We start from the raw sequence: 23,300 nt of genomic DNA, 5'->3' as shown, positions 1-23,300 counted from the left end.
ATTCTTCCCGTGCAGCCGGGGTACTGTCATATTGACGAAGGTGGTACTGGGTATTTACACCGGTTAACGGGTTCAGCGATGGAATTGAGCGATGGCAACCATTAAAGATGTAGCGGCAATGGCAGGTATTTCCTACACAACAGTTTCTCATGTGCTGAATAAGACGCGCCCTGTCAGTGAGCCGGTTCGTTTAAAAGTGGAGGAGGCCATTGCGCATCTTGATTATGTGCCCAGCGCAGTCGCACGTTCCCTGAAGGCAAAGACTACCGCCACTATTGGCCTGCTGGTAGCCAATAGTCTGAATCCTTATTTCGCTGAGCTGGCGCGGGGCATTGAGGATTACTGCGAGCGCAATAACTATTGCGTCATCTTGTGCAACTGCGACGATGACCCGGACAAACAGCGCAATTATCTGCGGGTGCTGTTGGAGAAGCGCGTGGACGGTCTGGTGGTCGCTTCGGCCGGAGGTGACGTGGGTTTGGCAAGTGGGTTGCTGGGTGTGCGAACCCCAATGGTAATAGTTGACCGCAATTTAGAAGGTATTCACGCAGATCTCGTGCGAATTGATCATGAGCTGGGTGCGTATTTGGCCACACGACATCTGCTGGATCTGGGGCATCGGGCAATTGCCTGTATTACGGGACCTGCTATCACCCGCGTTGCCCAGTTACGCATAGCTGGGTATCAGCGTGCATTGACTGACGCAGGGGTTCAAGTGCCCGAGCACTGGATGCTGGAGAGTGATTTCAGCTGTGTGGGTGGTTATCAAGCGGCTGTCAGGTTGTTCGAAGGTAGTCGACCAACTGCCATTTTTGCGTGCAACGACTTGATGGGAATTGGGGTTTTGCGTGCGGCGGCAGAATACAAGGTTCGAGTGCCGGAGCAACTTTCAGTCATGGGATTTGATGATGTGCAGATGAGTCGCTATGTCTATCCGGCGTTAACCACAGTTGGGCAATCGATTCTGCAATTGGGTGAGATGGCAGCGCAGTTATTGCTGCGGCGTATTTCTGCACCCGAGCGAGAGGTGGAGCAGCGTATCGTAACGCCGAGTATTGTATTGCGAGAATCGACTGCCGCGTACCCAGCTTGAGCGGTTTGCGAATGAGGCGAAGGTGTTAAAGCTTGTCGCAGGAGTCAAGTTCCCGTTGGCGGCGATACGATCGACTCTTTGTATTTTTCAAATAGTTGGTTGGTAAAGGCCCGGGCTGCATCTGTACCAAGCTCTTTGACTAAAAGGTCAATCCCGATGATCGCAAGCTCTTCAGGGCTTCCTGGGCTGTAAGAACAGTGCCCTTGGGGCCATTTGGCTTTTATGTTTGCATCGATGGTGACTGTAGTCATGAGTATCTCAAGAGGGCGTTCAAGCGACGATTTTAGCAAAGTCCTGGCAAGACGCTATCAAGAGGAAAAACTTAATCACTTGTTGATCACTAGCAATGCAGCTTCCGCACGCTGCTCGGGTGCATCACACTGGTATTTTTAGGGAAGGGCGGCCATGCACATTGATTTAAACAATCCAGAGGCGCTAACAGAGGGAGCCGTGCGCGAGTTGTTGGCTTCGGCCAGTGACGATATGCATACACAATTACGTGTTACCAAAACCGGTTTGGCCTACATCTCTGCAGGCGTAGTTGGAGGCGTGGACATCGACGGGCTGCTGTTCAGATTAGAAACCTGGGCTGCGGGGTCAGGTTATGTTGGCAAGGTTGCGGCCAGTGATGGTGTCTGGGTCAGGCAGATTTACAATGCATTGAATGATAACTGGCCCATTGCCGCGTTTGATTACATTGATGTTTACTGAGGTGTCATACACATTTGGTCATGAACAGGTGTATGCACGCTTTAATAGCTCAAGCAAACTCTAGCCTTCGCGTGTAATCACTTTTTGCGGTTGACCCTGTGCAACCTATTTGCTCATGAGCTGTCGCAAAGGTTCAGAACATTTATTTTAAGGAGGCTTCATGTCTTGGAAGCTAGTGTCATTGGGGTCGTTGGCGGCGGTTCTAGCCTTGTCCGGATGCGGTACTACTCAGTCCGCAAAAGAGCCTGTGGTTGCTGCGGGGCATAGTCGTTGCGATGCAAAGGCGGCAGATTTTGCCATTGGTCAAAAGGCATCGTCCGAGCTTTTGGAGCAGGCCCGTATAAAGGCTGGTGCGCAAGAGGCCCGCATTTTATTGCCTTCAGACATCATGACTCTCGAGTATCGTTCGGATCGGCTGAATCTGAACGCGGACAAAGACGCAATCATCACGCGTGTTAACTGCGGTTAACCGGATGTAGCAATGTGTCAAACACAAAAAACCCCGTCACATGGACGGGGTTTTTTAGTTCGAAGGAGATTTACTCCGGACGAACCTGTGCAGCTTGCATACCCTTTTGGCCTTTCTCAGCCACGAAGGAAACGGTTTGGCCTTCTTTCAGGCTTTTGAAACCGTCGCTTTCGATAGCTTTGAAGTGTACGAACAGGTCGTCACCGCCACCTTGAGGAGTGATGAAGCCGAAGCCTTTTTCATCGTTGAACCATTTTACGGTGCCGGTTTGGCGATTAGACATGGTGTATCTCCAAGAAACTTATATTTTCAGTAGTACTGTGCTGCTCAGGCCAACTGGGCACACTCAGCTATCATAGTCGAAATGTGCGGTTTGGAACCCCCCCTGAGCAGTAGTTTGCTGCATTGTTAGCTCTTATCTGGCCTGGAGTGCGGTCGAAACCCCCGTTTTATGGGGGGTTTGAGGCATTTTCTCAGGGAAAAAAAAGAGCTTAAAGATGTACGGTTTTTACTCAAAAGACGTTTTTAAGGCCATTTTGATCAGGCCGAGGTCCTGAAGTACTCCTCGTTACGATCTATTTTGCTGCTTTTACCTTGCACGGCTCTATTGCTGTCAGCGCTTTGTTGACCAGATTTTGGTCGGGCTGTTTTTCTTTGTTCATCAGCTGTTGTATTTCCGTTGTGGAGAGTTTGGCAGAGAGCTTGTCCGCACCGCATGCACAATGCTGCTCCGCCAGCTTTGTATTTTTGAGGGTTTTGTTCGCTGCAGGAACACATTCTTTCATGTAGTCAGCTTTTTGCCCGGATGGCCAATTGTCAGCTTGGGCCGTCAACGGCAAGAAAATGGCCAAGGGAGCTGCAAAGGCGAGGAAACGAATCATGCGCATGTGAATCTTCCTTTAAGTCGATGGGGCAGAGAGTGGTTCATGCAATATCTGAGGGAATAATGAAGCTCAAGTTCACAATTTTGCAAAGGCGACTTAATTGCTCTGTGCATGCTTGAGGGAGAAGGGCGACGAGAATTCATCTGTGCTAGCATGCCGCCCTTGGCCATTAATGCGATTGCATGCGCACAGCGCATCAAAGCAGAGCCATAAACCTTTTTGATTTGAACTCCAGTCACTCTGGTTCGGTTTTCGGTTTGCCGTAAGGCTCCTGCCACTGTGAGGCAGGCATACCTCCGAATCGCGTACTGGCTCATCCCAACCCACGTGACCTTTGGTAGGGGTCACCACTAGGAGAGGAGGCGCCATGCCAACTATTACTCTTCCCGACGGTAGTCAACGTTCATTCGATCATCCGGTATCTGTTGCCGAGGTCGCCGCTTCAATCGGTGCCGGTCTGGCCAAAGCCACTGTGGCCGGCAAGGTCAACGGCAAGCTGGTTGATGCTTGTGATTTGATTGAGCACGACGCTACCTTGCAGATCATCACGCCTAAGGATGAAGAGGGGCTGGAGATCATTCGCCACTCTTGCGCCCACTTGGTCGGCCATGCAGTCAAACAGTTGTACCCGACGGCCAAAATGGTCATCGGTCCTGTCATTGACGAAGGCTTTTACTACGATATCGCCTATGAGCGTCCGTTCACCCCGGATGACATGGCGGCTATCGAGCAGCGCATGCAGCAGTTGATTGAGAAAGACTACGACGTCATCAAGAAAGTGACGCCGCGTGCTGAAGTCATCGAGCTTTTTTCTCAGCGTGGTGAAGATTACAAACTACGTCTGATTGAAGACATGCCAGATGAGCAGTCCATGGGTTTGTACTTCCATGAAGAATACGTCGATATGTGTCGCGGCCCTCACGTGCCGAATACGCGTTTTCTGAAGTCGTTCAAGCTGACCAAGTTGTCGGGCGCTTACTGGCGCGGTGATGCCAAGAACGAGCAGCTGCAGCGTATCTATGGCACGGCTTGGGCTGACAAAAAGCAACTCGCTGCCTACATCATGCGTATCGAAGAAGCCGAGAAGCGCGATCACCGTAAAATCGGTAAGCGCCTGGGCCTGTTCCATACTCAAGAAGAAGCGCCGGGTATGGTGTTCTGGCACCCGAATGGCTGGACGCTTTATCAAGTGCTTGAGCAGTACATGCGTAAAATTCAGCGCGAAAATGGCTACTTGGAGATCAAGACTCCTCAGGTTGTTGACCGCAGCTTGTGGGAGAAGTCCGGTCATTGGGCTAACTACGCTGAAAACATGTTCACGACCGAGTCAGAAAGCCGTGATTACGCGATCAAGCCAATGAACTGTCCTTGCCATGTGCAAGTCTTCAATCAGGGTTTGAAAAGCTACCGCGAATTGCCAATGCGTCTCGCCGAATTTGGTGCTTGCCACCGAAACGAGCCATCCGGCGCTTTGCACGGGATTATGCGCGTACGTGCATTTACTCAGGACGACGCCCATATCTTCTGTACAGAAGAGCAAATGCAGGCCGAATCTGCTGCTTTCATCAAGCTGACGCTGGACGTTTATTCAGATTTCGGCTTCAAGGATATTGAGCTCAAGCTGTCCACTCGTCCTGAAAAGCGTGTGGGATCTGATGAATTGTGGGATCGTGCTGAGAGCGCACTGGCTTCAGCCCTTGACAGTGCAGGTCTGAAATACGATCTGCAACCAGGTGAAGGGGCCTTCTACGGGCCTAAAATTGAATTCTCCCTGAAAGATTGTCTGGGTCGTGTCTGGCAGTGTGGTACCTTACAACTCGATTTCAACCTGCCGATCCGTCTGGGCGCCGAATACGTGTCCGAAGACAACAGTCGCAAACACCCCGTTATGCTGCACCGCGCGATCCTGGGATCGTTTGAACGTTTTGTCGGTATTTTGATCGAACATTACGAGGGTGCATTCCCTGCGTGGCTGGCGCCGACTCAGGCAGTGATCATGAATATCACTGATAAACAGGCAGATTTTGCCGCTGAAGTTGAAAAAACTCTCAATCAGAGCGGATTTCGTGCCAAGTCTGACTTGAGAAATGAAAAGATCGGCTTTAAAATCCGCGAGCATACTTTGCTCAAGGTTCCCTATCTCTTGGTTATCGGAGATCGGGAAGTCGAGATGCAGACTGTCGCTGTGCGTACACGTGAAGGTGCTGACCTGGGCTCGATGCCCGTCGCGCAATTCGCTGAATTCCTCGCACAAGCGGTTTCCCGGCGTGGTCGCCATGATTCGGAGTAATTATTATTAAGCGTGAAATGAGACAAGATAAACGAGCTGCACCGAAAGCCCCGATCAACGAGAATATCTCGGCACGCGAGGTTCGGTTAATCGGAGCTGAGGGCGAGCAACTTGGCATTGTCCCGATTGAAGAAGCGCTTCTTAAGGCTGAAGAGGCCAAACTGGATTTGGTGGAAATTTCCGCTGATGCAGTACCCCCTGTTTGCAAGCTGATGGATTACGGCAAGTCGATCTTCGAAAAGAAGAAGCAGATTGCCGCAGCGAAGAAAAACCAGAAACAAATCCAGGTTAAAGAAATCAAGTTTCGTCCAGGGACGGAGGAAGGGGATTACCAGGTAAAACTGCGCAACCTGGTACGTTTCCTGAGTGATGGGGACAGGGCCAAGGTATCGTTACGATTCCGCGGCCGTGAGATGGCCCACCAGGAGCTGGGTATGGAACTGTTGAAGCGGGTTGAAGCTGACCTTGTGGAATACGGGACTGTAGAACAGCATCCTAAGATGGAAGGACGCCAGCTGATTATGGTCATCGCCCCGAAAAAGAAGAAGTAATCAATTGGGCACGGCAGGCCTTCTGATTATGTTTATCAACTGAATGCGGAGTATCCGAACATGCCAAAGATGAAGACTAAAAGTGGTGCTGCTAAGCGGTTTCTGAAAACTGCTAACGGTATCAAGCACAAGCACGCTTTCAAGAGCCACATCCTGACCAAAATGTCGACCAAGCGTAAGCGTCAATTGCGCGGTAGCAGCTTGCTGCATCCGTCTGACGTGGCAAAAGTCGAGCGCATGCTGCGCCTTCGTTAATTTTTGGTTAAGACTAGAGGAAGTAACTCATGGCTCGTGTAAAGCGTGGCGTTGTCGCCCGTAAACGTCACAAAAAAATTCTGAAACTGGCTAAAGGCTACTACGGCGCACGCTCACGCGTATTCCGTGTTGCCAAGCAAGCGGTAATCAAGGCAGGCCAATACGCCTACCGTGACCGTCGTCAGAAAAAACGTCAGTTCCGCGCTCTGTGGATCGCTCGTATCAACGCTGGTGCACGTATCAACGGTCTGTCTTACAGCCGTTTCATCGCCGGCCTGAAAAAAGCTTCCATCGAGATCGACCGTAAGGTTCTGTCTGATCTGGCAGTGAACGAAAAAGCGGCGTTTGCTGCGATTGTCGAGAAAGCTAAAGCCACCTTGGCTTAAGTACCCCCGACAGTTACTCGAACTCACCTGTGTGGGTTTGAGTGCTAAACGTCTTAAATAGGGGAAGAGCCTTCAAGCTCTTCCCCTATTTTGTATCTGGAGTCTGTACATGGAAAACCTGGATGCGCTGGTCTCTCAAGCACTAGAGGCTGTGCAAAGCGCTGAAGATATCAATGCCCTGGAGCAAATCCGGGTTCAATACCTTGGCAAAAAGGGTGAATTGACTCAGGTGATGAAGACCCTGGGGAATTTGCCCGCAGAAGAGCGCCCTCAAGTCGGCGCCCTTATAAATGTTGCCAAGGAGCGTGTTACAGAGGTTCTCAATGCTCGCAAGGCACTGTTTGAAGAGGCTGATCTGGTCGCCAAACTGTCTGCTGAGTCCATTGACGTGACCCTGCCAGGCCGTGGTCAGACCTCGGGTGGTTTGCATCCGGTGACTCGCACTCTGGAGCGTATTGAGCAGTTCTTCACTCATATTGGCTACGGCATTGCCGAAGGCCCGGAAGTTGAAGACGATTATCACAACTTTGAGGCGCTCAACATCCCAGGCCACCACCCGGCCCGGTCGATGCATGACACCTTCTATTTCAATGTAAACATGCTGTTGCGCACCCACACCTCCCCGGTACAGGTTCGCACCATGGAATCGAAACAACCGCCTATCCGCATCGTATGTCCGGGGCGTGTTTACCGTAGCGACTCTGATATCACTCACTCCCCGATGTTTCATCAAGTCGAAGGCTTGTTGATCGACCGTGATATCAACTTTGCAGACTTGAAAGGCACCATCGAAGAGTTTTTGCGCGTTTTCTTCGAAAAAGAGCTGGCCGTACGTTTCCGCCCTTCGTACTTCCCGTTCACCGAGCCTTCGGCTGAAGTTGATATGGAATGCGTGATGTGCAGCGGTAAAGGCTGTCGCGTTTGCAAGCAGACCGGCTGGCTCGAAGTCATGGGTTGCGGCATGGTTCACCCGAATGTGCTGCGCATGTCCGGTATTGATCCGGAAGAGTTTTCCGGCTTTGCCTTCGGCATGGGTGTGGAGCGTCTGGCCATGCTGCGTTACGGCGTGAACGACTTGCGTCTGTTCTTCGACAACGACTTGCGGTTTCTCGCGCAATTTCGCTAGTCGTAACGAATTTTTAGGAGAGCAGGATGAAATTCAGTGAACAATGGCTGCGTGGTTGGGTTAACCCGCAGGTAGATCGTGACGAGCTGGTTGCTCGTTTGTCGATGGCCGGCCTTGAGGTCGACAGCGTAACGCCGGCCGCCGGTGAATTCAGTGGCGTGGTAGTCGGTGAGGTCTTGAGCACCGAGCAACACCCGGATGCCGATAAGCTTCGTGTTTGCCAGGTCAGCAACGGTGTAGAGACGTTTCAAGTTGTGTGTGGTGCACCCAATGTGCGACCTGGCTTGAAAATCCCGTTTGCAATGATCGGCGCGCAACTGCCGGGCGACTTCAAAATTAAAAAAGCCAAGCTTCGAGGTGTCGAATCCAACGGCATGCTGTGCTCGCAAGCCGAGTTGCAAGTTGGCGAAGGTAATGACGGCTTGATGGAGCTGCCATCCGACGCGCCGGTGGGCGAAGATATTCGCGTATACCTTGACCTTGAAGATGCCAGCATCGAAGTCGATTTAACCCCTAACCGTGGCGACTGCCTGTCTCTGGCCGGTTTGGCTCGTGAAGTGGGCGCGTTGTATGCAGCTGAGGTGACTCGCCCGGTAGTGACCCCAGTCCCGGCCATGCATGACGAAGTGCGTCCTGTTGAAGTGCTGGCACCTGCGGCGTGCCCGCGTTACTTAGGGCGTGTCATCCGCAATGTTGATTTGTCCCGACCAGCGCCGCTTTGGATGGTCGAACGCTTGCGTCGTGCCGATGTGCGGAGCATTGATGCTGTCGTCGACATCACAAACTACGTCATGCTTGAGCTAGGGCAGCCGCTACACGCTTTTGATCTCGCCGAAATCAATGGTGGCATTCGTGTGCGAATGGCCGAGGAAGGCGAGAAGCTTGTACTGCTCGACGGTCAAGAAGTCACACTGCGCAGTGATACGCTGGTGATTGCTGATCACGCCCGAGCCCTGGCTATTGCGGGTGTCATGGGGGGAGAGCACAGCGGTGTATCAACCAGTACCCGCGATATATTTCTCGAAAGTGCTTTTTTTGATCAGATTGCTGTAGCGGGTAAAGCCCGATCCTATGGTCTGCATACTGACGCCTCGCATCGTTACGAGCGTGGGGTGGACTGGAAGCTGGCCCGTGAAGCGATGGAGCGTGCAACAGGTCTACTTCTTGACATTACAGGCGGTGAAGCCGGCCCAATCGTCGAAATTGTCAACGAGCAATTTTTGCCTTCGATTGCCCCCATAACATTGCGTGCAGCCCGTATCAGTCAGATGCTCGGTATGGAAATGGACGACAGCGAAATTGAGCGTCTGCTCAGTGCGCTGGGTCTGAGCATTACCGCTGAGGGAGAAGGGCAGTGGCGTGTTGAAGTGCCAAGTCATCGCTTTGACATCAGTCTTGAAGTAGACCTGATCGAAGAGTTGGCGCGTCTTTACGGCTATAACCGCTTACCGGTTCGTTATCCGCAAGCCCGTCTTGCACCGCAAGCAAAAGCAGAAGCACGTAGCGACTTGCCAGAGCTGCGTCGCTTGCTGGTTGCGCGTGGTTATCAGGAAGCCATTACTTACAGCTTCATTGACCCTAAACAGTTCGAATTGTTCAGTCCGGGGGTGGAGCCGCTTTTGCTGGCCAATCCTATCTCCAACGATATGGCTGCTATGCGTGCGACCTTGTGGCCTGGTTTGATCAAAGCGCTTCAGCATAACCTGAACCGTCAGCAAGATCGTGTTCGTCTATTTGAGAGCGGTTTACGTTTTGTCGGTCAGTTAGAAAGCTTGAAGCAAGAGCCAATGCTCGCAGGTGTCGTCTGCGGTACTCGGTTGCCTGAAGGTTGGGCGCAAGGCCGTGAGGTCGTGGATTTTTTCGATGTCAAAGCTGATGTCGAATCGGTCTTGGGTTTTGCAGGTGCACTGGATGCCTTTACCTTTGTGCCTGGCAATCACCCTGCACTGCATCCTGGCCAGACTGCACGTATCGAGCGTGAAGGTCGCGAAGTGGGTTTTGTGGGCGCAATCCATCCAGAGCTTTCGAAAGCGTTAGGCTTGGATCGACCTGTATTTGTATTCGAGTTGGTTTTGGCTGAAGTGGCTTTGGGCAAAATGCCTAAATTCCAAGAGCTATCGCGCTTCCCTGAGGTTCGTCGTGATCTGGCGTTGCTGGTCGATCGGGAAGTAGCAGCCAGTGCCGTACTGGATGTAATACGTGAAAATGCAGGGGAGTGGCTCACTGATCTAAGGTTATTTGACGTATACCAGGGTAAAGGTATTGATCCGCTTAGAAAAAGCCTGGCAGTTGGCTTGACCTGGCAGCATCCATCGCGCACTCTTAATGACGATGAGGTGAATACCACGACACAAAACATCCTCACCTCGCTCGAAAAAAGGTTGAACGCCACGCTAAGGAAGTGACGTATGGGGGCTCTGACGAAAGCTGAAATGGCAGAACGTCTTTATGAGGAGCTGGGTCTGAATAAACGCGAAGCCAAAGAGTTGGTGGAGTTGTTTTTCGAAGAAATCAGACACGCTCTTGAAGACAATGAACAGGTCAAACTGTCAGGTTTTGGCAATTTTGATTTGCGTGACAAGCGACAGCGGCCTGGCCGCAATCCGAAAACGGGAGAGGAAATCCCGATCACGGCTCGCCGTGTGGTCACCTTTCGTCCAGGGCAGAAGTTGAAGGCCCGAGTAGAGGCATATGCTGGAACCAAGTCATAACGACGAGCTCCCGCCAATTCCAGGCAAACGCTACTTCGCCATCGGCGAAGTTAGCGAGTTGTGTGGTGTCAAGCCGCATGTGTTGCGCTACTGGGAGCAAGAGTTTCCTCAACTCAACCCCGTCAAGCGTCGCGGAAACCGCCGGTATTATCAGCGACAGGACGTGTTGATAATCCGGCAAATTCGCGCATTGCTCTACGACCAAGGTTTCACTATTGGGGGGGCGCGACTGCGTCTTTCTGGTGATGAGGCCAAGGACGATACCACTCAGTACAAGCAATTAATCCGTCAAACGATCTCTGAGCTCGAAGATGTTTTACAGGTGCTTCGTAAATAAACCTGGTTTTAAATACTTCCGTATTTCAAAACCTTAAGGTATATTCCTCGACGTTCTTGCAAGTTGTAAGATAAATGTAACGCCTAGTCGGGGCGTAGCGCAGTCCGGTAGCGCACTAGCATGGGGTGCTAGGGGTCGAGTGTTCGAATCACTCCGTCCCGACCATATTTTTCAATGACTTAGCCACCTTTTGGGTGGCTTTTGCATTTCTACCCTAGTGACTTTTCGAGTGACCTTGGGTTTTCCTGTTATCCCTGCCTCTTCTTCAGGATCGTCAGCGCTGGTGCGCGTGAGTCGGTTAGCCGCTTCTCGCCACGTGCTTACCTTTTTGACGCCGTAGACCTTTTCCTGTCGAAGCTTTTCCAGCAATTGGATCAGGTACTGCTCGGCTTCTTTGCGGTCACAAGTGCCAGTACTCTCTTGAATTCGTTCTCCTCTGTAATTTTTGTCGATTTTCCAGATGCCGCTCGGCATTTTCTGGAGGCCGGTGATTGCTTTTTGGGCCATGGCGTAGCTCCGTAATCTTTGCCTTGGAGCTCGCTGCGAGGTCGATTGTTGTCCTGATTGACTGCTTTTTTTCAATCAGCCTGCTTGCGATGTAAGAATCTACCCACTCATCGAGTTCGATCCGATCAAAGCCGATACTTTTGCTGCTGTTGCGTTTGCCATAAATTACCTCTGCGCCAAAAGCGCCATGGATTTGGCTAGGGCTTTGCGGGAAACCACTCGGTGTCATATTCGGGCTGCGAAACCCGCTCAGGCGTTATATGGGGCAGATCCCGCTCGAAGTTGAGGTAACCGCGTGGCTTTTCAATCCAATCAGCGGCTTCGGACATAAACCGTTCTTGGTAAATTTGAAGCAGGTGGTCAGCCGCTTTTTCGTAATCCTCATCGCGGTAGTTGGCCTCGCAAAGGCCGCCACGGCATACCCGCCATACCGTACGTTTGGGGGCATCTTCGATAGCTTTGATCTTTTCGCCCATTGTTTCGCAGGCGTAATGCATTTGGTCGATTGTGAGGGTGGACACCTACTGATCATTGCCGACGCTTATTGAGTATCCGTGATGGCACTTAATTTCAGGCTTGACTTCGTCCTTTCCGCTATAGCGGCTGACTTTGAAGGGGGAGATCTAAGTTCTGTATTCGAAGATCGTCTTGTTTCGTGCACGATAGGGTCTTTAAACTTTGGATTGGGGGCGGGTCATGGAAGTTAAACGGATTTTCAGAGGTGTTAGCGCAAAGATAATCAGTGATTTCAATGTCTCGGCCATGTATGAGCACCAAGGAAATAAAGGAAGTTTTCGTGAGGGAGCTCTTCGAGACTTTCTAGCGTCTGATCGTATGCCATCGAAATACGGGCTCGGCACAGGGGAGATTGTCAGCTCGCATGGAGAGGTATCAAAGCAGAGAGATTTGATAATATTCGATCGCATGAATGGCATACCTCTTTTGTACAGCGACACCGTTCAAGTGTTTCCGGTTGAGTCCGTGTATGGCGTAGTGGAAGTTAAGTCTAAGCTATCAAAAGAAGAGCTTCTGAAGGCTCTCGATAATATTAAATCCGTTAAGATGTTGAGTGATGATGCTGTAGTTCAATATAGCAAGGGTCCAATTGCTTATGCTCGAAAAGCGTCTCGGCCTTTTGGAATTGTTTTTGCCGATGGACTGGTGAATAACTCATTAGAGTCATTGGCTGAAAACCTTCATGGCTGGGAGTCAAGCCAAGAAAAGAAATTTTGGCCAAACATGATTCTTGTGCTTGGGGTCGGTGTTATATATCACATCGTAGGGGGTTGGTCTTCTGCTTCACAAATGAGCAAATACTAACCTCGATTGCGACTACCAGACTTTATTATGAAGAAGATGTTTTTTTCATTTTTTCTCTACGTTGTTGTCCCTCTCGGCATCGATGGAGCTTCTTCCAGTTTATCTTCATAAGTACCTCAAGCCGTCTCAGCGCGTGGGCGGAAACGTGGTAAAAAATCACGAGGGTTTAATAAGCTTGGTCGCAAAGAAGTATTTCGATTAAGTGCTGCCTTTATTTAGCACCTATTAGACTATTTTAAATTCATAGAAAAAATAACCAACCGTGAATGGTTGTTGAAGCAGTTTGGTACTGCTACCAATAGGGCTTGAGGATTGGCAGCTAGAATCAAAGCTCTATCTTTATGAGTCGGACGGATTGCCAGGAATGTCTCAGGTATCTAATCCATTTAAGCATGAGGGAGGTAAAGTTTCCGCTTCTGAGTCAATGCTTGTTCCTGCCCATGGTATCGAGATAAATGGGGAGACCTATGTGGTCCCGTTTGCTTGTTTCAAGGACGAATTTCTTCGAAACAATACCTGGGCGGTTCAATGATTTAGCTCTGTAAGAGATTTAAAGAGTAGTCGAGAATTAAGCGACCAATTTCCGGTATAAGTCTATAAGTTCCGCACCGTTTGCCCCGACCAATGCTTCTGCCTCATATGGGGCATATGCTATTACCTATTAGTCGCACTTAGTTCGTTTTGTTGATGTCGCGCCATTCTTCGGCGCCGGTGGCTGGGTCGACGAACAGGCCGCGATCGATAATGTAGTCCTTGTGGAAGCCTTGGACGGCCAGCCTTCGCCCCGGCCGACTATATGGAAACGGTCAACACCCAGGGCATTCCGTACTACAGCAAGATCAAGCCGATGCCGTTCAACAAAGGCATGGCCGGCGAAGCGCAGTCCAACCCGCTGCACATCTGCACCCGACCGCGCGCGCAGATCCTGCTGGAGCTGTAACCGTGGGCATCCGCGATCTGGTGGCCGACATCGACAGCGTGATCTTCGACGTGCTGGCCGACACCGGCCACATTGAAGGCCGCGCCGAGCCGGTGCTGGGCATGTTCTCAGCGCCGTGGAAACAGCCGCAAATCGGTCGCCTCAATACCGGCCTGCGCGAACCGCATTTTATCGTGCGGGTCGCGGACTCGGACGGCCTGAACAAAGGCCTTAAAGTCACCATCGACCTGCCTGCGCTGGACGGTGGCGGCGATTACGACCTGTTGCAACTGGAACCCAGCGGAGACGGGCTGGTGTCCCTGATCATGAGCAAACGCCCATGAATATTGGCAGTTTCAGTGAAGTCAAAAAGAACAGCGGCATGCTGCATATTCAGGCCTCAGCCGAAGACCTCAAAGCCTTTGCAGACTTGGCCACCTTGGTGCCCGGCGCTGCCGCCAAAGCGCAGCGCCGGGCGATCAACAAAACCCTGGGCTGGTTACGCTCCCACATCGCCCGGGCCGTGGGCAAGCATGAACGCATCGCGGTCAAAGCGGTGCGCCAACGCTTGCGCAGCTACCCGGTGGACGGCGGCGCACTGCGCGGCAAGTTGTGGTTCGGCATCAACCCGCTGGAAGCCAGCCGGGCCGGGCGCGCCCGGCAGACCAGAACCGGGGTGTCCGTGGCCGGGCTGCGTTACCAGGGCGCGTTTTATAAAAAGGTCTACGGCAATCAGGCCGAAGTGTGGATTCGCACCGCGAGCAAACACTTTGACCCGGCGGATTACCCTGACAGCAACGTCACTTCACAGACCGGGCCCAGCTCTGGATTTGTGGGTGAAAACAGCGACCGCTTTCCGCTGCCCAAAGCCAAAATCTCACTGGAAGCGGTGCGGCCCCACTTTGAAGCCTGGAGCCGCAAAGCCGACGACCGTTTGATGCAGATCCTCAAGCAAGAGATGAACTTCAAACTGCAAAAATACTTGAAGGGGACGCGCCGTGTCTGAGCAACCCTTTAGCCTCGACCGGTTGTATCAGGCCATCGAGCAGTACATTGAGCAGCATTTGCCGGGTGTACAAATGGTCGGCTTCTGGCCTGACGTTTAGCACCACATCCCGCTGCCCGCCGTGTTTCTCGACATTGCCGAGATCGTTTGTCGACGTGATCCGCGCCGACCACTATCCGCAAGCAGTGCATCTGGCTACCCAGCTGGCCGTGTTATTACGCGCTCAATACTGGGGCTTGCCCGTGCAAGCCGCAGAGTTCCAGCGCTCGACCCAAGACTGGACGCGTCCTGAACTGGACGGCTACACCGTGTGGCTGGTCGAGTGGACACAAACCGTCTACCTCGGTGAGCTGTCGTGGCCGTGGCCCGATGAGCCGCCCGGATCGCTGCTAATCAGCGTCAACCGTGAGGACTACGACGCCCCCGAGGATCTGCAATGAGCTACGCCACCGCCGAGCATGACCGGATGATCGCGGCCATGCTGATCCCGTGCTACGTGGTCGCCGTGGACTTGACGGCATCGCCACCGGCTTGCAGGGTCTTTACCGGCAACTGGACCAGCGCCTGGGTGCGATGGCACAGCGTGGCAGCGGGCAAGGCCCGGCACTGGCGCTCACCGAGCCTTGGCGAGCAAGGCGTGCTGTTTAACCCCAGCGGCCAAGCGGGCATGGGCACCTTTGTGCCGGGCTTATAGGCGACGCCGGGGCACCGCCGGACAACCGCGACCACGTTGAAGTGTGGCGGTTTGATGATGGCGGCTCGCTGGTCTACGACTGGCAGGCCAAGAGCTACAGCATCACCTTGCCCAACGGCACCGTGACCATTGCGGTGGGGGGCAGCTCGGCGATGGTGACGGATAGCGCCGTGACATTAATAGCCGGCGCCATCGACTTGACCGGCCCGGTGAGAATCATCGGTACTTTAAACGTAATAGGCGACATCACGGGCCTCGGCAAAATTATCGACACCGATGGTAATAGCCCGAACCATAGGCATTGATTTATTTGAACTTCTCTTGCCCGATTTTATGTCTTTGTCAACTGTAAAAAGTGACAGTTGACAGTTATTTTTATCGGGCCGAAAGTTTGTGCGTGGGACAAAAGTCAGCTGCTTAACTAGTTATTTCAGTAATTTGAAAGGAGGTGTTCGGTGGGATTATTAACATCTGTCCAGCTAGCTGCGATAAAGCTTAAGTTTGAAACATCAGCCCTTACGGGCGATCCCGTGACATTTAGTAATTTTGAGGTCAAGGTAGAACCCACTTTACTTAATCCGCTGCTCACTGAATATACTCTATATGAGTTGATAGATATTATTGGAGGTGATGGTGGGCCGTCCGGTCCTGACGATGAAATATCTTATCAGCGCTTCCTTGCTGCTTATAATTCACTGCCTTGAAGTTCGATCGATAAAATTTAAATTAAGTTATGTTTTCTGCTGAACCCGCCTTGTGCGGGTTTTTTAATGTCCTGGAGAACTTATGAGTAATACACCCGACGACAAAGCCCTTGATTCGCTTACTCCTGTTTTTCAAAAAGCCGCACCAGTAATAAATAGAACTACTACGGCCACTTCAACGGCACCGTCGAAGTCGTGCTCGATGCCAACCAAGGGCTGGCCGATGAGGCGCAGCCGTTTCGGGTGGGGGTGATTATTCACCTGCCGGATTTGCCGGTACCGAGTGATGAGGTGGTGATGCTGTGGGGTTAGTCATCCAAATCGGATTGCAGATCTGATTCGAAGTCTAGCCCGCCATAATAAATACCCAGGATGTAGACCCGTTTGGCTTCAACGGCAAAGGCAATGACCGCACGCTTGCGATAGTTCGTGATCCGCAACCGTGGGCGAATGTCGTCGCGCAGATTGCCTCGGTGTTTGAAGCTATGAGCAATGCGTCACGATGGCATCGGTATAAGGCTGGGCAATCTGTGGCGTGGCGGCAGAGGCAATATAACGATAAAGCGCCGTCAATTGCTCCAGGGCTTGCGGTGCAAATTCGACCGTGTATCCCATTACGATTGGGGCGTGGTGCTTTGATGTTCTGCGGCAAGCCGCGCGCGCACTTCGTCGAAGCTTAGTGCTTGCGAGGGATCAGCTTTCAAGGCGTCGTATGCCGGAGCGACTTGGCCCACTAGCCAGTTCTCAAGAACGCGGTCACGTGCCATCAGAGCACGCAGTCCGTCGCGAATCACTTCACTTTCAGTCGCGTATTCACCCGCTGCTACCTTGGCTTTTACCGCCTCGGTCATTTGGTTGGGTAGCGTGATGCTGAATTGTTGTGTGCTGCGCATGATGAGAGCCCATTTTTAAAAAGGATTTAAACCTACTCCATCCCTAATTTATCGCCTAGGCCCGAGTCTCGTCGAATGACGTGCGGTCTTCCGAGGCAGTAAAAATTGACGTTTTTTAAATTCCAGCCCCGCCCTGTGCGGGGCTTTTGCCGTCTGGAGGATATATGACACCCACCTTCCGCGTCGTCGCAGAGGGTGCCGACATCACCGCACTGATCAATGACCGCCTGCTGTTGCTGCGCACCACCGACAAACCCGGGGTGGAGTCCGACGACTTTGAGCTGCGCATTGATGACCGTGACAACGCCGTGACGCTGCCCAATCGCGGGGCCAGCATTGAAGTGTTCCTCGGCTACAACGGCAGCGCTTTAATCCGGCTCGGGCGCTACACCGTGGACGAGGTCGAACTGTCCGGCCCACCCGACACGCTGGTGATCCGTGGCAAAGTCAGCGACAAGAACCACTTGGAATGATTCGTGCGTCAATTCAAATGGGCACTCAGCTCACGGCAGATTTTCGAGTGGCAAAAAATGACCCGCCCCGAAACCCTGACCGACATCCAGCTCGCTGCTCGTTTCTTTTACCTGCAGCACCATGCCTTCGGTGGCAAGGTCTCAGGTCAAAGCTTCGGTACCGCAACACCAGCTCCAGCAATCAACCTGCTGCGCATTGAAGAAAACCTGTCTGCTGCCTGGCAGCGCCTGTCCGGCACCTACGTCGAAAACCTGCCCTGGCTTGAGTGCGCCGAGCGCTACGACCGGCCGCACAGCTTCCACTACATGGATCCACCTTACTGGCAGACCGCTGGATACGGCGTCGACTTCCCGTTTGAAAACTATGAGCGCATGGCTGATTTTATGCGGCGCTGCAAAGGCAAGGTGATGGTCAGCATCAACGTCCATCCGGATATTCAGCGGGTGCTTGAAGGGTTTCACTTTGAGACGACCGAGATCCGGTACACGACCACCAATCAGCGGCAGGGCAAGGCTTAGGTGGCGGGGGAGTTGATTGTTATGAATTGGGAACCGGAGGCTTGGGGAGGATTGTTTTAGGTTGGTAGGCGGATGCACACCAGGGTTCGTCGCTATTGCGATTTTGACCCAGGCTGCCGGAACGCATTGACTGTCTGTTCGGAGCACTTTTTACGCCCATATGACGCCGAGTATTGTTTTCAATGTCCATATCTCTCTGGGGGCGGGGAAGGTACGCATTTGCTGGCGTCGTTACTACGAGTGCAGAGGCGCATGGCTGCAATATCAAGATTGTTACATGATGTCAAATTAGTGGCGGCGTCACCGATCTCACTGTAAGCAAGTTACCGATTCAATCATGGATGGGGCGATGTAATGGAGTTTTATTTTGCTAAGGGTGAGAGCGGTTCTACGGCGATTCCAACGTTTCACCGTACGACAACAGATGTGCCAGACGATCAAGGGTTTGAGATTTGGCAACGGGACATCAATATCCTGTTTGACGCGATGGCTTCGGAAAGAGAAGTTTTTTCAGCCTCGGTGACGGTCTATCACTTTAGTCGTTTTCTGCTCTGTAGCGGGCGCCTTGACGGGGCGCGTTATCGGCGCGATGCCGCTCGTCTGGGATGGTGCACCCTAGACCATTACCTGCTTCATCTACCTTTACAAAAAGGTTTGGCGTGTAGCAATGGGCTGCGCGTGCGTGCGTTTGACGTGGTGATGCTTGATCTGTCGCAGCCGGCGGATTTTCGCCTGGCGGCGAGCGAAGGTGTCAGCCTGTTGATTCCTCGTACAACGCTTGCACCATTGCTGCCGGACACTGGGCAGTTACATGGTTTGGTCTTGCGCAGGGAAACGGCGTCGGGCGCATTACTGGGTAGCCTGCTGTCATCACTGGCCGTGGCCACGCCCCGGTTTGCAATGGAGCACGCATTCAGTCTCAGCATGCCATTGCTAGGCATGGTGGCAGCCTGTATGTCTCTTGTGGCCGCTTGCAACGCTGTGGTAGCTCGTGGCTGGCCAGCCCCTATGGGGCGCCGAGCGCGCCTATATATCGAGCAGAATTTACATCGCGACAACCTCACGCCCGCAGTCTTGGCCAAGGAGCTGGGCGTGTCGCGTAGCCAGCTTTATCGAGCATTCGAAACATATGGCGGTGTTCGTCACTACCTCCTTCAACGTCGTCTTCGCCGGTGCCTGTTTGCGTTGTTTGAGCCGTGTAACAGCAACCGACGAATCGCAGATGTTGCTTACGAGCACGGTTTTGCAGACGAGGCCCACTTCAGCCGGCTTTTTCGCAAGGCCTTTGGCATGCCGCCACGTGAGGCAAGAACGGCCATGCAGCGCGGCGCAATGCCGGGTTTGATGAGTGGTTCGGCAGAGGCACCGGTGTTTGCGCACTGGGTCCAGGAGTTGATGGGCATCTGAGCTGCGACGACTGTTTATAGGCTGTAGGATTTTGGGACGCGCATCCAGGTTTTTGGGACGCATGGCCTAATACATCAAAAGCGGCCAGGCCTAACCTCCAGTCACTAACCAACAGTAAGTTTGCTTTGCGGTGCAATCACTGCCCTGGAAGCAAAATCTGACAAGGAGTGTCTTGCGTGGCGAATCAATCTCTTCACCTTCTCATTCAAAGCATTGCCGGTGCTGTTGCCGAAGCGCAGGACAAAATCCAGCTTTTCCAGGTTTCCACGGTGAGCAAGTATTTTGATGAAGACAACCGACCGGTCAGCATCGACGTCCGGCTGCCCTCCACGTCCCAGGATGCACGGGAAGGCGAGGAGCGCGTGGTACGCGTGCCATTGCTGTCGCTGGTCGGCTCGCGGCTGCTGGCTATCAAAGACATGGAAATCTCGTTTGAGGTGGGCCTCAACGCCGATGAGTCTGGCACGGCCCCACAGCCTGCCGACATGCCGCCCGAGGACGACGATACCTCTGCATGGCCAACCGAATCTCACCAAGCTTTGAGCGTCGATCTTGGCGTTCGCCGTAATGGGGAGGGCGGGCCACTTGCGCGCGTCACCCTCAGAGTCGAGACCCATCCCTCGTCCGAGGGCATGGCTCGGCTGATTCAAAACCTCGATAAATTAATCTGAGTTCAAATGGAGATGACTTATGTCTAACTTCTCGACGGGTGACCAGTTCCGTGGCCTCCCCATGGGCGACCTGATCGGTGGCCCCCTCACTGCCGCGTGTGATGCTCAAGTACGCCTGGCCAATGCTACCGCTGACTTCATCAAGGTGATTGGCTTCTTGCCGCCCACCACTGAAGGCGATGCCAATGCGGTGGGTGATGTGCGCAAAGTGCTGTTTCGTTTCGATCGCCCTTCCCAGAGCGTTGCAAGCGAAGGCGGGACTCAACCGATGGAAACGGTGGAGCTGGAAGTCCCGCTGCTGGCCGTGGTCAAGGTGCCCAACCTGTCCATCAACAAAGTCGATATCAGCTTCGATATGGAGGTGAAAAATTCGGAGCAGTCTCGCGAATCCGAAGACTCCCAGAAGGCGATGTCGGCCGAGGCGAAGTTCGGTTGGGGACCTTTCAGCGCCAAGGTCAACATTTCGGGATCTGTGAGCTCCCACAAGGAGAACACGCGCAGCACCGACCAGTCGGCCAAGTACCACGTCGAGGTGCATGCCGCTGACGACGGCATGCCTGAAGGCCTGGCCCGTGTGCTCGACATGATCGCCCAATCCGTCGCGCCCAAGGCGATCACCCAGGCTGCTTGATCGAGTAGCCGTTACTAACGCCGGCGTGTAGCAAGGCCATTCACCAACGCTGGCAGTCATGCTTTTCCGGAAAGGAGACTTTTGATGTTCGATCTAACGAACGTGGGATACGTGAAGCGCATCATGGTCGGCAGTACCGATCCGGAAAAGCTGACACCCGATGCAGCCGTCCAGGCCCAAGCGGCGCTGCTTAACCGTTGCCTCACTGAAACGCCTCGTGGGCGAATCGTGGGCATCGAAAAGAACTTCACGTTGCTGAACATCGGCGAACATCAGGTGGTATTGCAGGCACTGATTTATCACTTGGGTTTTGCCCGTAAACCCCATTGGCTTGCTGGTGATGAGGAATCGTCGTGATACGCCGGCTGGATGTGTTCGTGCAGATGCTTGGCAGCGAACTGCACCGGGCACAGACCGCCACGCATCGCGTGTGGCCGGGTACTCGTGTGGCGAGCATGCAGGTGGCGATGGCGGCCACCGTGGAGCGCGTTGATGGTTTGAACGCGCTTGCGCTACGGATCGGGCGTGCTCCTCAGGGTACGGCGAGCGTGCACGAGCTGTGTATCGAAGTGCCGGGTGAGGGGGCTGAAGACATCACGGTTCGTATTGATGGCCATTTATTGGCCCGTTACCGGGGGCATGGCGATGACCAAGCGTGCTGACCGCTCAATGTTGCTGACCCTTTCACAAGAGGAGACAAAGATGATGCGAGACATTATCAAACCCAGGTTGCCTGGGCCTTTTCGAGCGTCGATACCGACGTGGGTGTTGTGCACGTTGGGGGTTGCGTTCCTGGTTGCCCTCACGGCGCTTGGGGTGATGAAGCCGGATCTGGCAATGGAAGTCGTGCAGTTGGCGGGCCGTATGTTGGCAATGTTGATGTAAGAAGCCATTTAACAAGGAGAGTCAAAATGAAACAGATCGCTTATGTGTTCGCTGTGGTGATGATGTGGGGAACGGCGCTGTCGGCTGTCGCGGGGGAGGTTGTCTGGACGGGCGCCATTGCGGACAAAACACCTAGCGGTGCCGTCCGTAAAGTTCAGGTTTCACTCAGCCTGGCCGATGCCAAAGAGAAGGGCGGCACGCTCGCGTTTAAAGGGGAGTGGAGCTGCGATTTCAAGCTCGAATTTACGGACACCGAGGGCGGCACAGAGACCTACTTTCTGAAGCCTCCGGCAAAGGGGCTCTGTGCTCCGCTGGTTTCTGGCGACCTGAAAAGCACGCCAAACGGGGAGGAAAAACTCAGTATTCAATTGCTGAACAAGGAGGGGCAGACCCTCTTCACCTCGGACCTGAACCGCTCCAGGTAATTCTCACCGCTTCAACCCAACCCTCAATTTGATCTAGCGCAAGGCACGCCTATCCGTCGCCGACGGGGAGCGTGTGCCTCACGCAAGGAGCAAGCCATGTGCATCATTCAAACGGTTGGCGACGACGGCATGAACGCCAAGGCCGACGTACGCAGCCTGCAATTGCTGCTCAACATGAACAGTGGCCAGCACGGCATGACGTGCAACCTCGCCGTTGATGGCGTCTGGGGAGGGGGCTCGCGTGCTGCCCTCAACAGTTTTTTAACCGGTATTGGCGGCGTACCGGGCAGGCCTGTTGCGCCGGGCGATCCGACCATGACGGCACTCAAGCGCGGCCTGCCTCAGGGGCTGGTAGCGCAGAAACTCTGGATGATCATGATCAGTGCCACGCGTGCGCGGATCGACCAGTTTTACCAGCCGATTCTTGATGTGCTTGCCCGCTACGAGATGAACACACCGCTGCGCATTGCGCATTTCCTTGCGCAGATTGGCCATGAAAGCGGGTGCCTGCTTTACACCCAGGAAATCGCCTCTGGCAAAGCCTACGAAGGCCGTAAGGATTTGGGCAACGAGAGGGACGGCGATGGCCCACTGTTCAAAGGGCGCGGGCTGATCCAACTGACAGGCCGGGCCAACTATCGCCAATACGGCCGGGCATGCAATCGTGATTTTGAAAATAAAGACGCACCGGCACTGGTCGGCACCGACCCGGCTTTGGCTGTGGATGTCGCTGGCTGGTTTTGGGCAAGCCGCAAGCTCAATGCGCTGGCCGATCAAGACAACCTGCGCAGGATCACACAGATCATCAACGGCGGTTTCAACGGGCTGGACGATCGCGCCGCCTTCCTCGCTCGGGCCAAGTGGCTGCAGGTGAATTAAGAATTGACCACTTTCTTTGCGCTAGCGCGCAAAAAAAACCTGCCGCGTGTGTTGGCAGGGTGATTAACGCAACCCATGTCATTCAAGGAGCAAGACCATGAGCACAACCCTGATTTGTTGGTGTCGCAATGATTCTGAAGTGTCCGACGCTGCGCGTCGCTATCCGGCCAACTTCCGCTACAGCGGCTGCCGCCGTGCTGCCCTAGTGCAGACACTGGGGCGCCTGCAGGGCGACGACATCCTGATTATCACTGCGCATGGCGAGCCGACGGCGTTCGGTGAGGCCGACGGAACCTTCAGTGATTTCTCCGTGAGGGAGTTCGCAGATGAATTGCTGGCCTATCCCGCTGCGACTTGGCGCGGGCTCGTGTACCTGGACATTTGCCACGGTTACGAGTTTGGGCTGAATTTGCGACCGTTGATTCATGAACGGCTGCCTAACCTGCGAGTGTTTGGTTGCGAGGGCGATACCAATATGGACATCGACCTCACTGCTCACCGGGAAGTCACTGGCTAAGTTCGCAAACCATTCAGCGACCACCCTTGTGTGTGCA

At 53.5% G+C, this 23,300-nt stretch carries 30 protein-coding genes, 1 tRNA gene and 6 pseudogenes; 31 read left to right on the top strand and 6 right to left on the bottom strand.

From position 1 onward, the window contains the following. Positions 1 to 91: 91 nt before the first annotated feature. Positions 92 to 1,093: a LacI family DNA-binding transcriptional regulator gene (locus GHN86_RS04760; RefSeq protein WP_153380907.1), complete on the top strand. Its 1,002-nt coding sequence runs from the start codon at positions 92 to 94 to the stop codon at positions 1,091 to 1,093. A gap of 44 nt (positions 1,094 to 1,137) precedes the next feature. Here the strand turns inward: GHN86_RS04760 and GHN86_RS04755 are convergent, their stop codons facing one another. Then, a complete protein-coding gene (locus GHN86_RS04755; RefSeq protein WP_153380909.1) occupies positions 1,138 to 1,344 on the bottom strand; it encodes a hypothetical protein in 207 nt (68 codons plus the stop codon). Between the two features lie 154 nt (positions 1,345 to 1,498). Here GHN86_RS04755 and GHN86_RS04750 point away from each other — a divergent pair, with 154 nt between their 5' ends. Beyond that, the gene (locus GHN86_RS04750) at positions 1,499 to 1,804 is read left to right on the top strand and encodes a hypothetical protein (protein ID WP_153380911.1); all 306 of its coding nucleotides are present in this window, start codon (positions 1,499 to 1,501) and stop codon (positions 1,802 to 1,804) included. 160 nt (positions 1,805 to 1,964) lie between these two features. Next, positions 1,965 to 2,273, top strand: a complete 309-nt coding sequence (locus tag GHN86_RS04745) for an I78 family peptidase inhibitor (protein WP_153380912.1) — start codon at positions 1,965 to 1,967, stop codon at positions 2,271 to 2,273. Between the two features lie 70 nt (positions 2,274 to 2,343). Here the strand turns inward: GHN86_RS04745 and GHN86_RS04740 are convergent, their stop codons facing one another. Next, a complete protein-coding gene (locus tag GHN86_RS04740) occupies positions 2,344 to 2,556 on the bottom strand; it encodes a cold-shock protein (RefSeq protein ID WP_003179963.1) in 213 nt (70 codons plus the stop codon). Between the two features lie 292 nt (positions 2,557 to 2,848). Continuing rightward, on the bottom strand, positions 2,849 to 3,160 hold the full coding sequence (locus GHN86_RS04735; protein ID WP_153380914.1) for a hypothetical protein: 312 nt from the start codon (positions 3,158 to 3,160) through the stop codon (positions 2,849 to 2,851). Positions 3,161 to 3,524: 364 nt separating this feature from the next. On the opposite strand from GHN86_RS04735, the gene thrS reads away from it, so the two are divergent. From thrS to GHN86_RS04690, 9 genes are all read left to right on the top strand, one after another. After that, on the top strand, positions 3,525 to 5,447 hold the full coding sequence (gene thrS / locus GHN86_RS04730) for a threonine--tRNA ligase (protein WP_153380941.1): 1,923 nt from the start codon (positions 3,525 to 3,527) through the stop codon (positions 5,445 to 5,447). After that, positions 5,447 to 5,998, top strand: coding sequence for a translation initiation factor IF-3 (gene infC / locus GHN86_RS04725; RefSeq protein WP_169835808.1), 552 nt, complete (start codon positions 5,447 to 5,449; stop codon positions 5,996 to 5,998). Before thrS ends, infC begins: the two co-directional genes overlap by 1 nt. A 60-nt stretch (positions 5,999 to 6,058) precedes the next feature. After that, positions 6,059 to 6,253: a 50S ribosomal protein L35 gene (gene rpmI / locus GHN86_RS04720; protein WP_002553160.1), complete on the top strand. Its 195-nt coding sequence runs from the start codon at positions 6,059 to 6,061 to the stop codon at positions 6,251 to 6,253. 29 nt (positions 6,254 to 6,282) lie between these two features. Then, positions 6,283 to 6,639, top strand: a complete 357-nt coding sequence (gene rplT / locus GHN86_RS04715) for a 50S ribosomal protein L20 (RefSeq protein WP_003442184.1) — start codon at positions 6,283 to 6,285, stop codon at positions 6,637 to 6,639. A 109-nt stretch (positions 6,640 to 6,748) separates the two neighbouring features. Continuing rightward, positions 6,749 to 7,765: a phenylalanine--tRNA ligase subunit alpha gene (pheS, locus tag GHN86_RS04710; RefSeq protein ID WP_153386177.1), complete on the top strand. Its 1,017-nt coding sequence runs from the start codon at positions 6,749 to 6,751 to the stop codon at positions 7,763 to 7,765. 26 nt (positions 7,766 to 7,791) lie between these two features. Then, positions 7,792 to 10,170, top strand: coding sequence for a phenylalanine--tRNA ligase subunit beta (gene pheT, locus GHN86_RS04705; RefSeq protein ID WP_153380918.1), 2,379 nt, complete (start codon positions 7,792 to 7,794; stop codon positions 10,168 to 10,170). Between the two features lie 3 nt (positions 10,171 to 10,173). Beyond that, complete coding sequence (gene ihfA / locus GHN86_RS04700; protein WP_002553164.1) at positions 10,174 to 10,476, top strand: integration host factor subunit alpha; 303 nt, start codon at positions 10,174 to 10,176, stop codon at positions 10,474 to 10,476. Continuing rightward, the gene (locus GHN86_RS04695; RefSeq protein WP_122782897.1) at positions 10,457 to 10,813 is read left to right on the top strand and encodes a MerR family transcriptional regulator; all 357 of its coding nucleotides are present in this window, start codon (positions 10,457 to 10,459) and stop codon (positions 10,811 to 10,813) included. Before ihfA ends, GHN86_RS04695 begins: the two co-directional genes overlap by 20 nt. Positions 10,814 to 10,901: 88 nt before the next feature. Next, positions 10,902 to 10,978: transfer RNA gene (locus tag GHN86_RS04690), tRNA-Pro, on the top strand. A 102-nt stretch (positions 10,979 to 11,080) separates the two neighbouring features. On the opposite strand, the pseudogene GHN86_RS04685 reads toward GHN86_RS04690, so the two are convergent. Then, positions 11,081 to 11,320: pseudogene (locus GHN86_RS04685) on the bottom strand (site-specific integrase); the annotation flags it as partial. Between the two features lie 197 nt (positions 11,321 to 11,517). Beyond that, the gene (locus GHN86_RS04680; protein WP_228384871.1) at positions 11,518 to 11,841 is read right to left on the bottom strand and encodes a hypothetical protein; all 324 of its coding nucleotides are present in this window, start codon (positions 11,839 to 11,841) and stop codon (positions 11,518 to 11,520) included. A gap of 175 nt (positions 11,842 to 12,016) precedes the next feature. Here GHN86_RS04680 and GHN86_RS04675 point away from each other — a divergent pair, with 175 nt between their 5' ends. The 8 genes and pseudogenes from GHN86_RS04675 to GHN86_RS04640 form a co-directional block, all read left to right on the top strand. Further along, positions 12,017 to 12,640, top strand: coding sequence for a DUF6602 domain-containing protein (locus tag GHN86_RS04675; RefSeq protein WP_153381671.1), 624 nt, complete (start codon positions 12,017 to 12,019; stop codon positions 12,638 to 12,640). Between the two features lie 778 nt (positions 12,641 to 13,418). Then, a pseudogene (locus GHN86_RS04670) lies at positions 13,419 to 13,580 on the top strand (major capsid protein); the annotation flags it as partial. A 2-nt stretch (positions 13,581 to 13,582) separates the two neighbouring features. Beyond that, positions 13,583 to 13,903, top strand: coding sequence for a hypothetical protein (locus tag GHN86_RS04665; protein ID WP_323369488.1), 321 nt, complete (start codon positions 13,583 to 13,585; stop codon positions 13,901 to 13,903). Continuing rightward, positions 13,900 to 14,565, top strand: a complete 666-nt coding sequence (locus tag GHN86_RS04660) for a hypothetical protein (RefSeq protein WP_153386175.1) — start codon at positions 13,900 to 13,902, stop codon at positions 14,563 to 14,565. The genes GHN86_RS04665 and GHN86_RS04660 overlap by 4 nt, the downstream gene beginning before the upstream one ends. 134 nt (positions 14,566 to 14,699) lie before the next feature. Next, a complete protein-coding gene (locus GHN86_RS04655) occupies positions 14,700 to 15,005 on the top strand; it encodes a hypothetical protein (protein ID WP_323369954.1) in 306 nt (101 codons plus the stop codon). Further along, positions 15,002 to 15,564 (top strand): annotated as a pseudogene (locus GHN86_RS04650) (phage baseplate assembly protein V). Before GHN86_RS04655 ends, GHN86_RS04650 begins: the two are co-directional and overlap by 4 nt. A gap of 150 nt (positions 15,565 to 15,714) precedes the next feature. Further along, positions 15,715 to 15,963 (top strand): hypothetical protein, encoded by a 249-nt coding sequence (locus GHN86_RS04645; RefSeq protein ID WP_153382142.1) that lies wholly within the window; start codon positions 15,715 to 15,717, stop codon positions 15,961 to 15,963. A gap of 159 nt (positions 15,964 to 16,122) precedes the next feature. After that, positions 16,123 to 16,275: pseudogene (locus GHN86_RS04640) on the top strand (tail protein X); the annotation flags it as partial. 302 nt (positions 16,276 to 16,577) lie between these two features. On the opposite strand, the gene GHN86_RS04635 reads toward GHN86_RS04640, so the two are convergent. Next, positions 16,578 to 16,856 carry a ribbon-helix-helix domain-containing protein gene (locus GHN86_RS04635; protein ID WP_153382145.1) on the bottom strand — a complete coding sequence of 93 codons (279 nt, stop codon included), beginning with the start codon at positions 16,854 to 16,856 and terminating at the stop codon, positions 16,578 to 16,580. 164 nt (positions 16,857 to 17,020) lie between these two features. Between GHN86_RS04635 and GHN86_RS23595 the strand changes: the two are divergent. From GHN86_RS23595 to GHN86_RS04580, 11 genes and pseudogenes are all read left to right on the top strand, one after another. After that, positions 17,021 to 17,311 (top strand): annotated as a pseudogene (locus GHN86_RS23595) (late control protein); the annotation flags it as partial. Continuing rightward, positions 17,312 to 17,848: pseudogene (locus GHN86_RS04625) on the top strand (DNA adenine methylase); the annotation flags it as partial. Between the two features lie 354 nt (positions 17,849 to 18,202). Next, positions 18,203 to 19,255 carry a helix-turn-helix domain-containing protein gene (locus GHN86_RS04620; protein ID WP_228384973.1) on the top strand — a complete coding sequence of 351 codons (1,053 nt, stop codon included), beginning with the start codon at positions 18,203 to 18,205 and terminating at the stop codon, positions 19,253 to 19,255. 176 nt (positions 19,256 to 19,431) lie between these two features. Further along, the gene (locus tag GHN86_RS04615; RefSeq protein WP_323369532.1) at positions 19,432 to 19,926 is read left to right on the top strand and encodes a DUF2589 domain-containing protein; all 495 of its coding nucleotides are present in this window, start codon (positions 19,432 to 19,434) and stop codon (positions 19,924 to 19,926) included. A gap of 19 nt (positions 19,927 to 19,945) precedes the next feature. Continuing rightward, entirely contained in the window at positions 19,946 to 20,557 is a 612-nt protein-coding gene (locus tag GHN86_RS04610) for a DUF2589 domain-containing protein (RefSeq protein WP_153382147.1), read from the top strand. 84 nt (positions 20,558 to 20,641) lie between these two features. Beyond that, positions 20,642 to 20,914, top strand: coding sequence for a hypothetical protein (locus GHN86_RS04605; protein WP_153382149.1), 273 nt, complete (start codon positions 20,642 to 20,644; stop codon positions 20,912 to 20,914). Then, complete coding sequence (locus GHN86_RS04600; RefSeq protein ID WP_323369533.1) at positions 20,911 to 21,219, top strand: hypothetical protein; 309 nt, start codon at positions 20,911 to 20,913, stop codon at positions 21,217 to 21,219. Before GHN86_RS04605 ends, GHN86_RS04600 begins: the two co-directional genes overlap by 4 nt. 40 nt (positions 21,220 to 21,259) lie before the next feature. Continuing rightward, the gene (locus GHN86_RS04595; protein WP_228384972.1) at positions 21,260 to 21,442 is read left to right on the top strand and encodes a hypothetical protein; all 183 of its coding nucleotides are present in this window, start codon (positions 21,260 to 21,262) and stop codon (positions 21,440 to 21,442) included. Positions 21,443 to 21,468: 26 nt separating this feature from the next. Then, entirely contained in the window at positions 21,469 to 21,867 is a 399-nt protein-coding gene (locus GHN86_RS04590; RefSeq protein ID WP_153382152.1) for a hypothetical protein, read from the top strand. A 96-nt stretch (positions 21,868 to 21,963) separates the two neighbouring features. Then, positions 21,964 to 22,746: a glycoside hydrolase family 19 protein gene (locus tag GHN86_RS04585; protein WP_153382154.1), complete on the top strand. Its 783-nt coding sequence runs from the start codon at positions 21,964 to 21,966 to the stop codon at positions 22,744 to 22,746. Positions 22,747 to 22,843: 97 nt separating this feature from the next. Next, entirely contained in the window at positions 22,844 to 23,263 is a 420-nt protein-coding gene (locus tag GHN86_RS04580; protein ID WP_153382156.1) for a hypothetical protein, read from the top strand. Positions 23,264 to 23,300: the final 37 nt, after the last annotated feature.

Origin of the sequence: Pseudomonas helleri (assembly GCF_009600315.1) — a bacterium.
GTDB classification, from domain to species: domain Bacteria; phylum Pseudomonadota; class Gammaproteobacteria; order Pseudomonadales; family Pseudomonadaceae; genus Aquipseudomonas; species Aquipseudomonas helleri_A.
The sequence above is the reverse complement of the archived record's forward strand: the minus strand, read 5'-3'. Positions and strand labels throughout refer to the sequence as shown.

What these genes read in the sequence shown, in the direction of transcription:
- GHN86_RS04760 (WP_153380907.1), top strand. Translation starts at nt 92, where the DNA reads ATGGCAACCATTAAAGATGTAGCGGCAATGGCAGGTATTTCCTACACA.
- GHN86_RS04755 (WP_153380909.1), bottom strand. Translation starts at nt 1,344, where the DNA reads ATGACTACAGTCACCATCGATGCAAACATAAAAGCCAAATGGCCCCAA.
- GHN86_RS04750 (WP_153380911.1), top strand. Translation starts at nt 1,499, where the DNA reads ATGCACATTGATTTAAACAATCCAGAGGCGCTAACAGAGGGAGCCGTG.
- GHN86_RS04745 (WP_153380912.1), top strand. Translation starts at nt 1,965, where the DNA reads ATGTCTTGGAAGCTAGTGTCATTGGGGTCGTTGGCGGCGGTTCTAGCC.
- GHN86_RS04740 (WP_003179963.1), bottom strand. Translation starts at nt 2,556, where the DNA reads ATGTCTAATCGCCAAACCGGCACCGTAAAATGGTTCAACGATGAAAAA.
- GHN86_RS04735 (WP_153380914.1), bottom strand. Translation starts at nt 3,160, where the DNA reads ATGCGCATGATTCGTTTCCTCGCCTTTGCAGCTCCCTTGGCCATTTTC.
- thrS (WP_153380941.1), top strand. Translation starts at nt 3,525, where the DNA reads ATGCCAACTATTACTCTTCCCGACGGTAGTCAACGTTCATTCGATCAT.
- rpmI (WP_002553160.1), top strand. Translation starts at nt 6,059, where the DNA reads ATGCCAAAGATGAAGACTAAAAGTGGTGCTGCTAAGCGGTTTCTGAAA.
- rplT (WP_003442184.1), top strand. Translation starts at nt 6,283, where the DNA reads ATGGCTCGTGTAAAGCGTGGCGTTGTCGCCCGTAAACGTCACAAAAAA.
- pheS (WP_153386177.1), top strand. Translation starts at nt 6,749, where the DNA reads ATGGAAAACCTGGATGCGCTGGTCTCTCAAGCACTAGAGGCTGTGCAA.
- pheT (WP_153380918.1), top strand. Translation starts at nt 7,792, where the DNA reads ATGAAATTCAGTGAACAATGGCTGCGTGGTTGGGTTAACCCGCAGGTA.
- ihfA (WP_002553164.1), top strand. Translation starts at nt 10,174, where the DNA reads ATGGGGGCTCTGACGAAAGCTGAAATGGCAGAACGTCTTTATGAGGAG.
- GHN86_RS04695 (WP_122782897.1), top strand. Translation starts at nt 10,457, where the DNA reads ATGCTGGAACCAAGTCATAACGACGAGCTCCCGCCAATTCCAGGCAAA.
- GHN86_RS04675 (WP_153381671.1), top strand. Translation starts at nt 12,017, where the DNA reads ATGGAAGTTAAACGGATTTTCAGAGGTGTTAGCGCAAAGATAATCAGT.
- GHN86_RS04660 (WP_153386175.1), top strand. Translation starts at nt 13,900, where the DNA reads ATGAATATTGGCAGTTTCAGTGAAGTCAAAAAGAACAGCGGCATGCTG.
- GHN86_RS04635 (WP_153382145.1), bottom strand. Translation starts at nt 16,856, where the DNA reads ATGCGCAGCACACAACAATTCAGCATCACGCTACCCAACCAAATGACC.
- GHN86_RS04620 (WP_228384973.1), top strand. Translation starts at nt 18,203, where the DNA reads ATGGAGTTTTATTTTGCTAAGGGTGAGAGCGGTTCTACGGCGATTCCA.
- GHN86_RS04610 (WP_153382147.1), top strand. Translation starts at nt 19,946, where the DNA reads ATGTCTAACTTCTCGACGGGTGACCAGTTCCGTGGCCTCCCCATGGGC.
- GHN86_RS04605 (WP_153382149.1), top strand. Translation starts at nt 20,642, where the DNA reads ATGTTCGATCTAACGAACGTGGGATACGTGAAGCGCATCATGGTCGGC.
- GHN86_RS04595 (WP_228384972.1), top strand. Translation starts at nt 21,260, where the DNA reads ATGATGCGAGACATTATCAAACCCAGGTTGCCTGGGCCTTTTCGAGCG.
- GHN86_RS04590 (WP_153382152.1), top strand. Translation starts at nt 21,469, where the DNA reads ATGAAACAGATCGCTTATGTGTTCGCTGTGGTGATGATGTGGGGAACG.
- GHN86_RS04585 (WP_153382154.1), top strand. Translation starts at nt 21,964, where the DNA reads ATGTGCATCATTCAAACGGTTGGCGACGACGGCATGAACGCCAAGGCC.
- GHN86_RS04580 (WP_153382156.1), top strand. Translation starts at nt 22,844, where the DNA reads ATGAGCACAACCCTGATTTGTTGGTGTCGCAATGATTCTGAAGTGTCC.